A 13,307-nucleotide genomic window follows, 5' to 3' on the forward strand; every position below is an offset into this window, starting at 1 on the left:
ATCGTATAAGCCAATGACCTGTAAGCATTTCACTAGAACTCAACGGCAAATACGGACACCATAGCCCTCGTCAGCCTCACACCCTGGAGTCAGCCCGCGTGCCGCAACACACCCCCGATCTTCCTCCCGAACTTCGTCCCTTGGCCGAGATGCCATTGCTCAAGCGTCTTGCAGCGCGTTTCTTTGGGCATGGCCTGACCCGTCTTCGTGCACAACACCGCGCGTCGTGGCTTCACGGGCAAGCCGACGGATTTCGCAGTGGCCACAGCGCCGGGGTCGATTACGGCTACAAAGAAGGGAAGCTTGAGGGGTTGGAAGAAGGTCGGCAGGTTTTGTTGATCCGCGATTCGCGCTCAACCGAGCACCGGCCACCTAACGTTGACGACAATTTGTTCGACGATTGGCGCCTGCCCCTGAGCGCCGAGCTGAAGAAGCGCATGAAGGCCGATGTCGCCCGATTGCTGCCGCCTCACGCTCAGCCCAGCGCCGCCCAGTGGAAGATGATTTTCAGCGACACGCCCTCAACGTCGGTGATTGCCGGGGCCGGTGCGGGCAAGTCGACGACTTTGGTACTCCGTATCCTGCTGCTGACCCATTACCTGGGGTTCGAGCTGAGTTCGATGACCGTGGTGACCTTCACCCGCGAGTCGCGAAAGGACTTCATTAATAAGCTGATCGAATTGTTTGCCTTGTGGAGCCGGACGCTGAGCCTCAAAGAGGCACGTGACCTCGTGCGCACCTTCCACTCGCGTATTTTGCCCATGGTTCGCAGCCTGCCGGGCTTCGAGCGTCTGCAAGCGTTCGAAAACCTGAGCAATCGTACGCAGAACGGCGACGAGGAGGTCGACAGCAACCCCTTCGACCTGCGCATCAACGACGCCCAGCGTCAGCAACTCAATACCTGCTTTCACAGCCTGCACGCCCGCGATGAGCGTTTTCGCGAACTGATCAAGCCGTTGTCGCGGCACGCCTTGCAGCTCAAGGAACTTGAGCGCGATCACCCCGATGTGCAGAAGCGCATGGCAGTGACCGAATTGGCGGCTAAGCGTGACGAGGAACTCTGCGACACCGTTGAAGATCTGTGGTTTCGCGCCGGCGCTTGGCCGATCAATGGCATCGAGCCCAATCGGCAGACCTTCGACATCAATGGTTCGACCTTCCATTGTCACGGCTACATCCCGACACTGGATGCCTGGGTGGTGCTGGGGTTTGACCCTCGGGAAAATCCGCAAGTCAGCCGCCCGAATGCCAAGTTAACCGTTCGTGCGGAATGGGCAGTAAAGCGCACCCTGTTTCAAGCTTTCTGTCGTAAGCCTTTGATATGGATGGACAGTTACGATTCGTCGAAGCGCGTGCTGGCCTCCCTGGCAGGCGATGCGAGCGCCGGGCCGGGCTTCGATTACAAGGTCAAAGGGGAGCTGGGATCGGCTCCCTTGCTGGACTGTTTTGTGGCTGCCGCCGGGTTTATCGAGAACCTGGGGCTGGATGTGCCGAATGCCGTCGGCCAGATGAGTTTCGCCAAGGATGACCCGGACCGGTTTTTCTTCGAGGCCCTTAGCCTGTTCTGGCGCGCCCTGGAAGATCACTTGCTCGACCAGAAGCCGCCGGTAATGACCTACAACCGGATGTTTGCCTTATTCAGCGAGCATTCCCCGGAAAACCTGAAATTGCTGAGTGATGAGCTGCTCAGGCCTTTGTCTCACTTGATGATCGACGAATTTCAGGACGTATCGCCGCAGATTGTCTCCTGGATCCGCGCCAGTCTCGTCGAGATCCGCAGTCGCGGCCCGGCGATGCACGTGGGGCGTGGCGCGCAACGCTCGTCCTTGCTCTGCGTCGGCGATGACTGGCAGTCCATTTATGGCTGGCGCGGTAGTTCGCCGTCATATTTCATGGAGTTCAACAAGGAATTCCCGTCGCCGAGCACGACGAAAGTGATGCTCAGCGACAACTACCGCAGCCATCAGCACATCATTGACGCTGCCGAGCATATCGTCCGTGCAGCGCCATCGATCGCAGGGAAGAAGGCCAAAGCCAGCGGGGAGCCCAAGGATTTGTTACCGGTAAACGTCATGGATCGGGATGATCAGGGCATGGCCCAGCGCCTGATCCAGCACTACCGACAGGGCGATTCCATCTTGATGCTTTATCGAAAAAGCAGCGATAAGCTATTGATTGAGCGGCATATTCAATCTGTAGTTAATGTGGATTCTAACTTGTCGTACGACGCTCGCCGCATCAAACAGTTGACGTATCACAGCGCCAAGGGCTTGCAGGCTGACGCGGTGTTCTTGCTCGGTGACTGCCAGCACTTGACCAGTTCTCCTTACAAGAACCAGGTGTATCGCATGGCGGAACTTGGCAAGGCAGGCGACAACGAGCCTTACGATAACGCACAGAAAGACGAAATCCTGCGACTGGCGTACGTCGGCATCACACGGGCAGTGAGTCATTGCTATTGGTATGTCGATGGCCAGGACACTCAGTCGGCGAATATGCCCAAGGCGTCTGACCGGGTAAGCAAGGACAAACCCTTCTTCGCCGATCACCGACAGAGTCAGAAACTGGTGTAAACCTTATTCAGGACGAGACACCCACAAAAAAGCCCACATGATGTGGGCTTTTTGCTGCGCGTCTGACCTTCAGGCATAACTCCTGAGGGCCACTGGAGGAATGAAAGCCTCAAGTTCGTCTTCCACGGCTTCGATTATTCGTTCTACGTCCGCAGCATTCATCACGGTAGCGCAAGGAATGCCTGCAATGGCGATCATGGTCTCGCCACTGGCGCGGTCAAACAGGCGGGCAATCATGCTGCCCGGCGCATCCATGCTTGCCTCGAATCCCATGGGATGAAAATGCCAGCGCATCAGCTGGCAGGCGTTTGGAAAGGTGACTTTACTGAATGACCCTTTATTCATGTGTTGCCCGCCTTCTTCATCGAGCGCTTCCTTTAGCTCATGTTAGGAGGGAAGAGCCTTCAATGGCTCAACCGGTGACTGCCTTTAAAAGTAGCATCCGGATGTGAAAACCATGTGATTTTTTTCAGTCCGTTTGGCGATTGGTCACGTTTTTTTGATGTGGGTCACGTGCCGGGCCTGGCTCGAGGCAGCGCCGATTCGGTCTGGTCATTGAAGCCGTGGCCGAACTTCGGCAAGCTCGGTTTTTTTTCGTCGAGTTCTTTATGCACGCCGAGGATGATGGCCCCCTGCAAACCCAGGCCACGGGCGAGACGGTCATGCGTTACCACCTGTGCTGGAAACACCGGGATCTGGACGGAGTCATGGCGCTTTATCACCCGGACATTCAGTACAACGACTTTTTCCAGAACCGGGTCATGGGCCTGGACGAGTTGCGCGAGTACGTTCGCGGCAGCATGCCGCGTAACCCGGACGAAGCGCTGGAGCATTCGGATCGCATACGTCTGGACGGCAACACCGCGTTCATCCAGTACCAGATGACCCTGCGTGGTGGTGAAGGGTTGGTGTCGTTCCGCTCCAGTGAGGCCATCACAGTGCGCGACGGTTTGATCTGGCGAGTCAACGAATACGCATCCCTGGTGCGTGAACAGCCGCAGAGCAATACCGTTGCGAACTTGCGTCCGGCCGCCAGTCGCCTCGGGCTTTCACCGCGCCAGCTGAGTTTCATGGCTGAGGACCTGCAACAGTATTTCCAGCGCCAGCAGCCTTATCTGGACCCCGAACTCGACCTGCAGCGGGTGGCGAAGGAGTGCGGTTACAGCCGCAATCAGATTTCCTACCTGCTGAATCAAGTGCTGGGCCAGAGCTTCTATCGCTACGTTAACCAGGCGCGACTGCAGCATTTGCTCGCCGCTCTGGACGCCGCCACGCCACCGTTGCGCATTGATGAACTGGCGTTTGCCGCCGGCTTCAATTCGTTATCGGCGTTCTACAGTTGTTTCCGCCAGCACACGGGGATGTCGCCCAAGGCCTACGTCAAACACATTTCTTTGCGTGCACGCGCGCACGACAGCCCCTGAGCCCACGCACTAGGATCGACGCCATCGAAGTTTGAGTGGCGGAGTCTGGCATGTCGGCGTGGCGCACTATCAGTTTGTGGATGGATCAACTCGACGAGCCGTTGCTGGCACGTCCTGCGCTGGAGCACGACCTGGACGTCGATGTGGCCATCATCGGCGCCGGCTACACCGGGCTCTGGACCGCGTATTACCTCAAGCGCCTGGCGCCAGGCCTGGACATCGCCATCATCGAAGCGCAAACCGCCGGGTTTGGCGCGTCGGGCCGTAACGGCGGCTGGCTGATGGGTAACTTGCTGGGCGAGGACCGTCTGCTGGCCGGTTTACCGCCGGAACAGCGCCGCGCATCTTTCGATCTGCTGCACAGCATTCCTGATGAAGTAGAGATTGTCATCGAACGTGAGGGTATCGACTGCGATTACCGTAAAGGCGGCGTACTGTACTGCGCCGCACGTTATCCCGAGCAGGAGGCCAGCCTGCGGCACTACCTCGACAAGCTGTACAGCCAAGGCCTGTCCGAAAGCGATTATCGCTGGCTCAGCCCGGAGCAACTGGCGCAACAGATCAGAATCGCGAAGCCTTATGGCGGTATCTATGCACCGCACGTTGCAACCATTCACCCGGCAAAGTTGGTGCGTGGTCTGGCAGAAACGGTCGAGCGAATGGGCGTCAAGATCTACGAAAACAGCGCGGTCACACAGTGGCAGCCGGGTAGTTTGCGCACCGCCAGGGCTCAGGTTCGCAGCCGCTGGATCGTGCCGGCGGTAGAAGGTTATTCGGTCACGCTGCCACCACTGGGTCGCTATCAGTTACCGGTACAAAGCCTGATTGTCGCCACTGAACCACTGTCCGCCGCGACCTGGGACGAAATCGGCCTGAGCCGCGGCCAGGCGTTCAGCGAAAGCAGTCGCCAGGTCACCTACGGCCAGCGCACCGCGGACAATCGCCTGGTGTTCGGCGCCCGGGGTGGCTATCAATTTGCCGGCAAATTGCGCCATGACTTTGACCTGACCACCAGCGAGGTGGAATTGCGGCGCTATCTGTTCAGCGAACTTTTTCCTCAACTCAAAAACGTACGGATCACCCACGCGTGGGGCGGCAACCTGGGCATGTCCCGGCACTTCAAGCCGCACGTGCTCTGCGACCACACCAGCGGCATTGCCTTGTCCGGCGGTTATGGCGGGGAGGGCGTCGGCGCCAGCAACCTGGGTGGCAGAACCCTGGCGGACCTGATTCTGGAACGCGACACCGAACTGGTTCGCCAGCCTTGGGTCATGCCTCAGGGTGGTCTCGACACGCTCAGGGCCTGGGAGCCCGAACCCTGCCGCTGGCTGGGTTACAACGCGATCATCCGCAGCTTCGTCCACGAAGACCAGACCCTGGCCAACCCGGCTACGGCCCCTTGGCGCCGCAAACTGGCGAGCAAGGTGGCGGGGTTCATGGAAGGCTTCATGCACTAACCCGCGCGCTTTTCATCTTCAGCCTCAATCGACAGGTACTCCCATGGGCATCACCCAATTCAAGCACACCGCAACACTGGAACTGGAAGAGTCGAACCCCGTCGCCGTGCCGCTGGGAATACCGGTGGCAGTGGCTTCGACCACCAGCGTTGAACGCGACGACGGCGTCGAAACCGGCGTCTGGGAATGCACGCCCGGCCGCTGGCGCCGGCAGATTGTTGCGCAAGAATTCTGTCACTTCATCCAGGGCCGCTGCACCTTCACCCCGGATGACGGTGAAACGCTCCACATCGAAGCTGGCGATGCACTGATGTTGCCGGCCAACAGCCTCGGCATCTGGGACATCCAGGAAACCGTGCGCAAGACCTACGTTTTGATTTTTTGATTTTGATTTTGATTTTGATTTTGATCTTTTGATTGCCTGCCAGCCCTCCAATAAAAAGCACAACAGCTCATACAGGAATCGACTCATGATCCGAAAGACACTGACCCTGGCACCCCTTGCTCTCGTCGCGTCCCTCAGCCACGCGGCCGAGACCGTCAAGATCTACAACTGGTCGGACTACATCGCCCCGGACACCACTAAAAATTTCCAGAAAGAAACCGGCATCGCCTTCAGTTACGACGTCTACGACAGTAACGAAACCCTTGATGGCAAGTTGATGACAGGCAAATCGGGATACGACGTGGTGTTCCCGTCCAACCATTTCATGGCGCGGCAGATTCAGGGCGGGGCGCTGAAGAAGCTCGACAAGAGCCAGCTACCGAACTGGAAAAACCTCAACCCGGTATTGCTCACCGCGTTGCAGACCAACGATCCGGGCAACGAGCACGGCTTCCCGTACCTGTGGGGCAGCACCGGCATCGGCTACAACATCGCCAAGGTCAAGGCCGTGCTCGGCGACAACGCGCCAGTGGATTCCTGGGACCTGATCTTCAAGCCGGAGAACATGGCCAAGCTGCAAAAGTGCGGCGTCGCCATCCTCGACAACGGCCCCGAACTGCTGCCGGCCGCGCTGAACTACCTGGGGCTTCCGCACCACAGCAAGAACCCGGAAGACTACAAAAAGGCTGAAGCACTGCTGATGAAAGTCCGCCCGTACGTCAGCTATTTCCACTCCTCCAAATACACCAGCGACCTGGCCAACGGTGACATTTGCGTGGCCGTCGGCTTCTCCGGCGACATCTTGCAAGCCGAGAACCGTGCCAAAGAAGCCAATAACGGCATCGACATTGGCTATGTCATTCCCAAGGAAGGCGCCGCCATCTGGTTCGACATGGTCGCCATGCCCGCCGACGCCCCGGACGAAAAGGCCGGCTACGCGTTCATGAACTACCTCCTGCGCCCGGACGTCATGGCCAGCATCAGCAACCACGTGCATTACGCCAACGGCAACCAACAGGCCGACAGCCTTGTCGACCCGGCCATCAAGAACGACACGAAGGTTTATCCAAGCCCCGAAATGATGGGCAAGCTGTTTGCCCTGGAGGCGATGCCGCTGAATATTGACCGGATTCGGACGCGGGTCTGGAACAAGATTCGGACGGGGAGTTGAGGATTCATGTTTTGTAGCGATTGCGACGGGTCGGGCTTGATGGCGACGTTGTAGATTTCAGGGCTCCTTTCGATGGATCAGGAGGCAATGGAATGCCTGTGTGCTCAAATGCGGGACAGCTGCGGGTCGGTCGTTTCTCTGAGTCAGGACGTATTTATCTGCTAACGGCTGTCGTTGACCAACGACGGCCTTTTTTTATTGATTGGCGGTTGGGAAGGTTAGTCGTTCGGGAGTTGCGTAGGGCGCAGGAAGAGGGGTTGGCTGATTTTTTGACGTGGGTTGTGATGCCGGATCATATGCATTGCCTGGTGCAACTGCACGACAAGACGCTGGCGGAGTTGATGTGCCGGATAAAGTCGCGGAGTAGTTTGGCTATTAATCAAGCATTGGGGAGGAGCGGGCGCCTGTGGCAGAAGGGTTGCCACGATCGAGCAGTTCGCAGGGAGGAGGATGTAAAGCATCTTGCTCGGTATGTCGTGGCCAACCCCATACGCGCGGGCCTGGTGACACGAGTGCATGATTATCCGCTGTGGGATGCGTGTTGGTTGTGATGGCCAGGCGACTGCTTCGCAGCCGAACGCAGCCTCGCGCTGCTCGGCAGCTGCTACAAAGATTGCGGTGTACACGGATCCTGTAGCAGCTGCCGAGCCTGCGAGGCTGCGTCCGGCTGCGAAGCAGTCGTCAATATCTCAAACTCACTACACATCCGTCTGATATCAATCCACTGGCACTCATACTAATAAGTCCGAAAAAACGAGACACCCTCGACAAAAAACAACTTACCTCTATTTAATATTTAAATACGCAATTGTCAGACAATTAGTCCGAAACCCCCAACTTCAAACTATATTTCGACAGCGCAGGCATTGTTTCCGGGTACTTGCTGGAGTTGCACAATTTGACGTCAAAAAAAATGTAGACGTTTGATTTCGAATTGTGTCAGTTTTCTTTCGCCTTCATTGGGCGAGTGATAGGACGATCTCGCCAGAGATTGTCGCTATCTGACAAAAACTGTTCCATTGCTAAACAAGGAAGTGTGTTTATGTCGAAAGTTAAAAATAACGCTATTGATCTTGCCGAACAGGCCTTTTCGCCATTGCAAGCATTGGCTGCGCCCAGTTCCGCCTACAACCAGATCGACAGCTTCAGCCATCAGTATGACCGGGGTGGCAATCTCACGGTCAATGGCAAACCTTCCTACTCCGTCGACGAGGCAGCGACCCAATTGCTGCGTGACGGTGCTGCCTACCAGGACAAGGACGGCAGCGGTAAAATCGAGCTGACCTACACGTTCCTGACCTCGGCGTCGTCGAGCACCATGAACAAGCACGGGATTTCCGGCTTTAGTCAGTTCAGCGCTCAACAGAAAGCCCAGGCCGTGCTCGCCATGCAATCCTGGGCCGATGTGGCCAAAGTCACTTTTACCGAGAAAGCCACAGGCGGCGACGGTCACATGACCTTCGGCAATTACAGCAGCGGCCAGGACGGCGCAGCGGCATTCGCCTACCTGCCTGGCACCGGTGCCGGTTATGACGGTACTTCCTGGTACCTGACCAACAGCAGTTATACGCCCAACAAGACGCCGGACCTGAACAACTACGGTCGTCAAACCCTGACCCACGAGATCGGTCACAGCCTGGGCCTGGCCCACCCCGGCGACTATAACGCCGGTGAGGGCGCGCCGACCTACAACGACGCGACCTACGCGGAAGACACCCGCGGCTACAGCCTCATGAGCTACTGGAGTGAAAGCAATACCGACCAGAACTTCAGCAAGGCCGGCGTCGAAGCCTATGCGTCCGGCCCACTGCTGGACGATATTGCCGCCATCCAAAAGCTCTACGGCGCCAACACCACCACCCGCACCGGTGACACCACTTACGGCTTCAACTCCAACGCTGGTCGCGATTTCCTGAGCGCGTCTTCGTCGTCGGACAAGGTCGTGTTCTCGGTGTGGGATGCGGGCGGCAAGGACACCCTGGATTTCTCCGGTTTCACCCAAAACCAGAAGATAAACCTCAATGAGGCCTCGTTCTCCGACGTTGGCGGCATGGTGGGCAACGTATCCATTGCCAAGGGTGCCACCATCGAGAACGCAATCGGTGGTTCCGGTAACGACCTGCTGATTGGTAATGGCGTGTCCAATGAGCTGAAGGGCGGGGCCGGCAACGACATCCTCTACGGCGCGGGCGGTGCGGACAAGCTGTGGGGCGGTACCGGTTCGGACACCTTCGTTTTCGCGGCCAGCAGCGATTCGAAGCCAGGTGTAGCCGACCAGATCCTTGATTTTGTCAGCGGCCTGGACAAGATCGACCTGACCGGCATCACCAAAGGCGCAGGCCTGCACTTCGTGAGTTCGTTCACCGGTGCGGCAGGCGATGCAGTGTTGACCTCTTCGGGCGGTAACAGCCAGTTGGCGGTGGACTTCTCCGGGCACGGCGTGGCTGACTTCCTGGTCAGCACCGTTGGCCAGGCGGCGTTCTCGGACATCGCTGCGTGATGTAACGCGATAAGGAGGGTGGCGCCGATGCGCCGCCCTCTGTGCCAAAGGCCACAAGCCGGAGTAAAACAAGTGATGCTTCACAACACTTTTTCCCACCGAACAACCGCGTGGCTTCTGGCGACGTTGATGATTTTTTTTGGAGAGACAGCCATGGCGAGCAGCCTGAAATTAGCAGACCCCTCGGAACTGGCCGGCAAATGGCAGGCGACCCTGAGCGGCAAAGACGACTCGCCCGAGTCTCAGGCGTTGCAGGACAAACCGTCCAATGTGTGCGTCATCGACTTTCAAAAAACCGGAACATTGGGTGATGGCGCCAGTTGCTTCAGCGCCTGGCTGGACGGCAAAACCGCTATCGGTTGGTTCCCGGAACCGGACGGCATTGCGATCACCGGCAACGAAGGTTCGAAGATTCTGTTTCTCAGTCGTCAGCGTGATGGTTCCTATAAAGCCACATTGAAATCCGCTCTGGTCATAACACTTGTGCGCCAGGCGCAGTAATTAACCTGCGGCGGTGAAAAGAGCGACGGTCATTATCGTTATAAGCACCAAACCAGATTAAAAGTTGTTATTGGTTTGTAAGCGCTAGTGCGCCAAACCTATATCCGCGTCTGCGCGGACAGATAATGGAAACTTCGTCAGGCATGACGAGGAATAACACCTCAGGAAGAACCCATGAAGATGGCAAAGAGCCCGGCCACCGCACCGTTATTCAAGGCATTGGGCGACTATAAAAGCATCCTGATCAGCGTCGGTTGTTTCACCGCGTTAATTAATGTGCTGATGCTGGTTCCGTCGATTTACATGCTCCAGGTCTACGACCGCGTGCTGTCTTCGCAAAACGAAACCACCCTGGCCATGTTGTCGCTGATGGTGGTCGGGTTTTTCGCCTTCATCGGTGTGCTGGAGATCGTGCGCAGCTTCATCGTCATCCGCATCGGCAGCCAACTGGAGCGCCGTTTCAACCTGCGGGTGTATCAGGCCGCGTTCGAACGCAATCTGCTCAAGGGCGAGGGCAACGCCGGGCAGTCCCTCGGCGACTTGACCCACATTCGCCAATTCGTTACCGGTCCGGCGCTGTTCGCGTTCTTCGATGCGCCCTGGTTTCCGGTTTACCTGTTCGTGATTTACCTGTTCAACGTCTGGCTCGGTGTGTTCGCCACTGTGGGCGCAGTGGTGCTGATCGGCCTCGCTTGCCTCAACGAAGCAATGACCAAAAAGCCTTTGGGTGAAGCAGCCGGGTTTTCCCAGAAGTCCAGCCAACTGGCCACCAGTCACCTGCACAACGCCGAAACCATTCAGGCGATGGGCATGCTCGGGGTGTTGCGCAAGCGCTGGTTCCAGGTGCATTCGCGGTTCCTCGGCTTGCAGAATCAGGCCAGCGACACCGGGGCAATTATCAGCTCCCTGAGCAAAACCCTGCGGTTGTGCCTGCAATCCCTGGTCCTGGGACTGGGTGCGTTGCTGGTTATCAAGGGGGACATGACCGCCGGGATGATGATTGCCGGCTCGATTCTGATGGGGCGCGTCCTGAGCCCCATCGATCAGCTGATCGCCGTCTGGAAACAGTGGAGCGGCGCCAAGCTCGCTTACCGTCGTCTTGATTCGTTGCTGCAAGCCTTTCCACCGGGTGACGAAGCCATGGCGCTGCCGGCGCCGAAAGGTCAGATCACCTTCGAACAAGTCAGCGCCGGTCCACCGGGGCAACGCGCGGCGACCCTGCACATGGTCAATTTCAGCCTGGGTGCCGGTGAAGTGTTGGGCGTACTCGGCGCCTCCGGCTCCGGCAAGTCGACCCTGGCCCGTGTGCTGGTCGGCGTCTGGCCGACCCTGGGCGGCACCGTGCGACTCGATGGCGCGGACATCCATCGCTGGAACCGCGACGACCTCGGTCCCTACATCGGTTACTTGCCGCAGGACATCGAATTGTTCAGCGGCAGCATCGCCGAAAACATCGCGCGGTTTCGCGAGGCCGATCCGCAGCAAGTCGTCGAAGCGGCGCAACAGGCGGGCGTCCATGACCTGATCCTGCGCATGCCGCAGGGCTACGACACGGTGCTCGGCGAGGACGGCAGCGGCTTGTCCGGCGGGCAGAAGCAACGGGTGGCATTGGCGCGCGCGCTGTACGGCAAGCCAAGTCTGGTGGTGCTGGATGAACCCAATTCCAACCTCGACACCGTGGGCGAAGCCGCGCTGGTCAGCGCCATCGCGCACATGAAAGCCCAGGGCACCAGCGTGATTCTGGTGACTCATCGTTCTTCGGCGCTGGCCCAGGCCGACAAATTGCTGGTGCTCAACGAAGGGCGTTTGCAGGCCTTTGGCCCCAGCCAGGAAGTGCTCAAGGCACTGTCAGGCGCCCAGCAACAGCAACGTGAAAATACCCCGCAAGCACCCGGCGGGCTCAGCATGAGTCGCCAGTATCAGCCCACAACAAGGAATTCGGGTGTATGACCAGCGCTCGCATGAACACTGAAAACGAAGCGACGATGGAACACGATTACATCGCTGAACGCCCCGAGCGTAATGCGCGTTTCTTCGCCCGCATGGGCTGGATTCTGGCGATCGTCGGCGCCGGCAGTTTCTTTACCTGGGCCAGCCTTGCGCCGCTCGACCAGGGCATTCCGGTGCAAGGCACGGTCGTGGTCTCCGGCAAGCGCAAGGCCGTGCAATCGATGAGCAACGGCGTGGTCAGCCGGATTCTGGTGCGCGAGGGCCAAGTGGTGAAGCAGGGCCAGCCGCTGTTCCAGCTCGACCAGACCCAGGTCGCCGCCGACGTGCAATCGCTGCAGGCACAATACCGCATGGCCTGGGCCAGCCTGGCCCGTTGGCAGAGCGAACGGGACAACCTCAAGCAGGTGAATTTCCCGACGGAACTGAGCAACGATCCCGACCCACGCCTGGCCTTGGTCCTCGAGGGCCAGCGACAATTGTTCAGCAGCCGCCGCGAAGCATTTTCCCGTGAGCAGGCGGGCTTGCGCGCCAGCATCGAAGGCGCCAGTGCACAATTGGCCGGTATGCGCCGAGCGCGGACGGACCTGACGGCTCAGGCCAGCTCTCTGCAACAACAACTGAGCAATCTGCAGCCGCTGGCGGACAACGGCTACATCCCGCGCAACCGCTTGATGGAGTTCCAGCGACAACTGTCGCAGGTGCAGCAGCAATTGGCGGAAAACAGTGGTGAAAGCGGCCGGGTCGAGCAGGGCATCCTTGAGTCGCGCCTGAAGCTGCAACAGCACATCGAGGAATACCAGAAAGAAGTCCGCACGCAACTGGCCGACGCGCAACTCAAGAGCGTGACGCTGGAAGAGCAACTGACCTCCGCCGGCTTCGACCTGCAACACAGCGAAATCATCGCCACCGCTGACGGCATCGCGGTCAACCTCGGGGTTCACACCGAAGGCGCGGTGGTCCGCCAGGGCGACACCTTGCTGGAAATCGTGCCTCAGGGCACTCGCCTGGAAGTGGAAGGGCACCTGCCGATCAACCTGATTGACAAGGTCGGCACCCACTTGCCGGTGGACATTCTGTTCACCGCGTTCAACCAGAGCCGTACACCCCGGGTGCCGGGCGAAGTCAGCCTGATCTCCGCCGACCAGATGATCGACGAGAAAACCGGCGCGCCGTACTACGTGTTGCGCAGCAGCGTCAGCGACCAGGCCATGGAAAAACTCAACGGCCTGGTGATCAAGCCCGGCATGCCGGCGGAAATGTTCGTGCGCACCGGTGAACGTTCACTCCTCAACTATTTGTTCAAACCGTTGCTCGACCGGGCAGGCTCCGCGTTGACCGAGGAATAA

The 13,307-nt window shown here is 58.5% G+C and carries 11 protein-coding genes; 10 read left to right on the forward strand and 1 reads right to left on the reverse strand.

What is annotated here, in order from left to right; genetic code table 11:
* Nucleotides 1–98 precede the first annotated feature (98 nt).
* Nucleotides 99–2,573 carry a UvrD-helicase domain-containing protein gene (locus ACA072_RS14105; protein ID WP_497624823.1) on the forward strand — a complete coding sequence of 825 codons (2,475 nt, stop codon included), beginning with the start codon at nt 99–101 and terminating at the stop codon, nt 2,571–2,573.
* Between the two features lie 69 nt (nt 2,574–2,642).
* On the opposite strand, the gene ACA072_RS14110 is transcribed toward ACA072_RS14105, so the two are convergent.
* Nucleotides 2,643–2,918, reverse strand: coding sequence for a DUF1652 domain-containing protein (locus ACA072_RS14110; protein WP_027923219.1), 276 nt, complete (start codon nt 2,916–2,918; stop codon nt 2,643–2,645).
* A 263-nt stretch (nt 2,919–3,181) separates the two neighbouring features.
* Here ACA072_RS14110 and ACA072_RS14115 point away from each other — a divergent pair, with 263 nt between their 5' ends.
* The 9 genes from ACA072_RS14115 to ACA072_RS14155 all read left to right on the forward strand — a co-directional run bounded on the left by ACA072_RS14115 (nt 3,182) and on the right by ACA072_RS14155 (nt 13,307).
* On the forward strand, nt 3,182–3,997 hold the full coding sequence (locus ACA072_RS14115) for a helix-turn-helix domain-containing protein (protein ID WP_497624824.1): 816 nt from the start codon (nt 3,182–3,184) through the stop codon (nt 3,995–3,997).
* A gap of 50 nt (nt 3,998–4,047) precedes the next feature.
* Nucleotides 4,048–5,454 carry an NAD(P)/FAD-dependent oxidoreductase gene (locus ACA072_RS14120; RefSeq protein ID WP_497624825.1) on the forward strand — a complete coding sequence of 469 codons (1,407 nt, stop codon included), beginning with the start codon at nt 4,048–4,050 and terminating at the stop codon, nt 5,452–5,454.
* A gap of 43 nt (nt 5,455–5,497) precedes the next feature.
* On the forward strand, nt 5,498–5,839 hold the full coding sequence (locus tag ACA072_RS14125) for a cupin domain-containing protein (RefSeq protein ID WP_497624826.1): 342 nt from the start codon (nt 5,498–5,500) through the stop codon (nt 5,837–5,839).
* 85 nt (nt 5,840–5,924) lie between these two features.
* On the forward strand, nt 5,925–7,010 hold the full coding sequence (locus tag ACA072_RS14130) for a polyamine ABC transporter substrate-binding protein (RefSeq protein WP_497624827.1): 1,086 nt from the start codon (nt 5,925–5,927) through the stop codon (nt 7,008–7,010).
* A 92-nt stretch (nt 7,011–7,102) separates the two neighbouring features.
* The gene (locus ACA072_RS14135) at nt 7,103–7,561 is read left to right on the forward strand and encodes an REP-associated tyrosine transposase (protein WP_497624828.1); all 459 of its coding nucleotides are present in this window, start codon (nt 7,103–7,105) and stop codon (nt 7,559–7,561) included.
* 491 nt (nt 7,562–8,052) lie between these two features.
* Nucleotides 8,053–9,510 carry a serralysin family metalloprotease gene (locus tag ACA072_RS14140; protein ID WP_497624829.1) on the forward strand — a complete coding sequence of 486 codons (1,458 nt, stop codon included), beginning with the start codon at nt 8,053–8,055 and terminating at the stop codon, nt 9,508–9,510.
* Between the two features lie 75 nt (nt 9,511–9,585).
* Nucleotides 9,586–10,011 carry an AprI/Inh family metalloprotease inhibitor gene (locus ACA072_RS14145; RefSeq protein ID WP_497624990.1) on the forward strand — a complete coding sequence of 142 codons (426 nt, stop codon included), beginning with the start codon at nt 9,586–9,588 and terminating at the stop codon, nt 10,009–10,011.
* A gap of 174 nt (nt 10,012–10,185) precedes the next feature.
* On the forward strand, nt 10,186–11,961 hold the full coding sequence (locus ACA072_RS14150) for a type I secretion system permease/ATPase (RefSeq protein ID WP_497624830.1): 1,776 nt from the start codon (nt 10,186–10,188) through the stop codon (nt 11,959–11,961).
* Nucleotides 11,958–13,307, forward strand: a complete 1,350-nt coding sequence (locus ACA072_RS14155) for an HlyD family type I secretion periplasmic adaptor subunit (RefSeq protein WP_497624831.1) — start codon at nt 11,958–11,960, stop codon at nt 13,305–13,307. Before ACA072_RS14150 ends, ACA072_RS14155 begins: the two co-directional genes overlap by 4 nt.

Source organism: Pseudomonas sp. LBUM1656 (genome assembly GCF_059716065.1).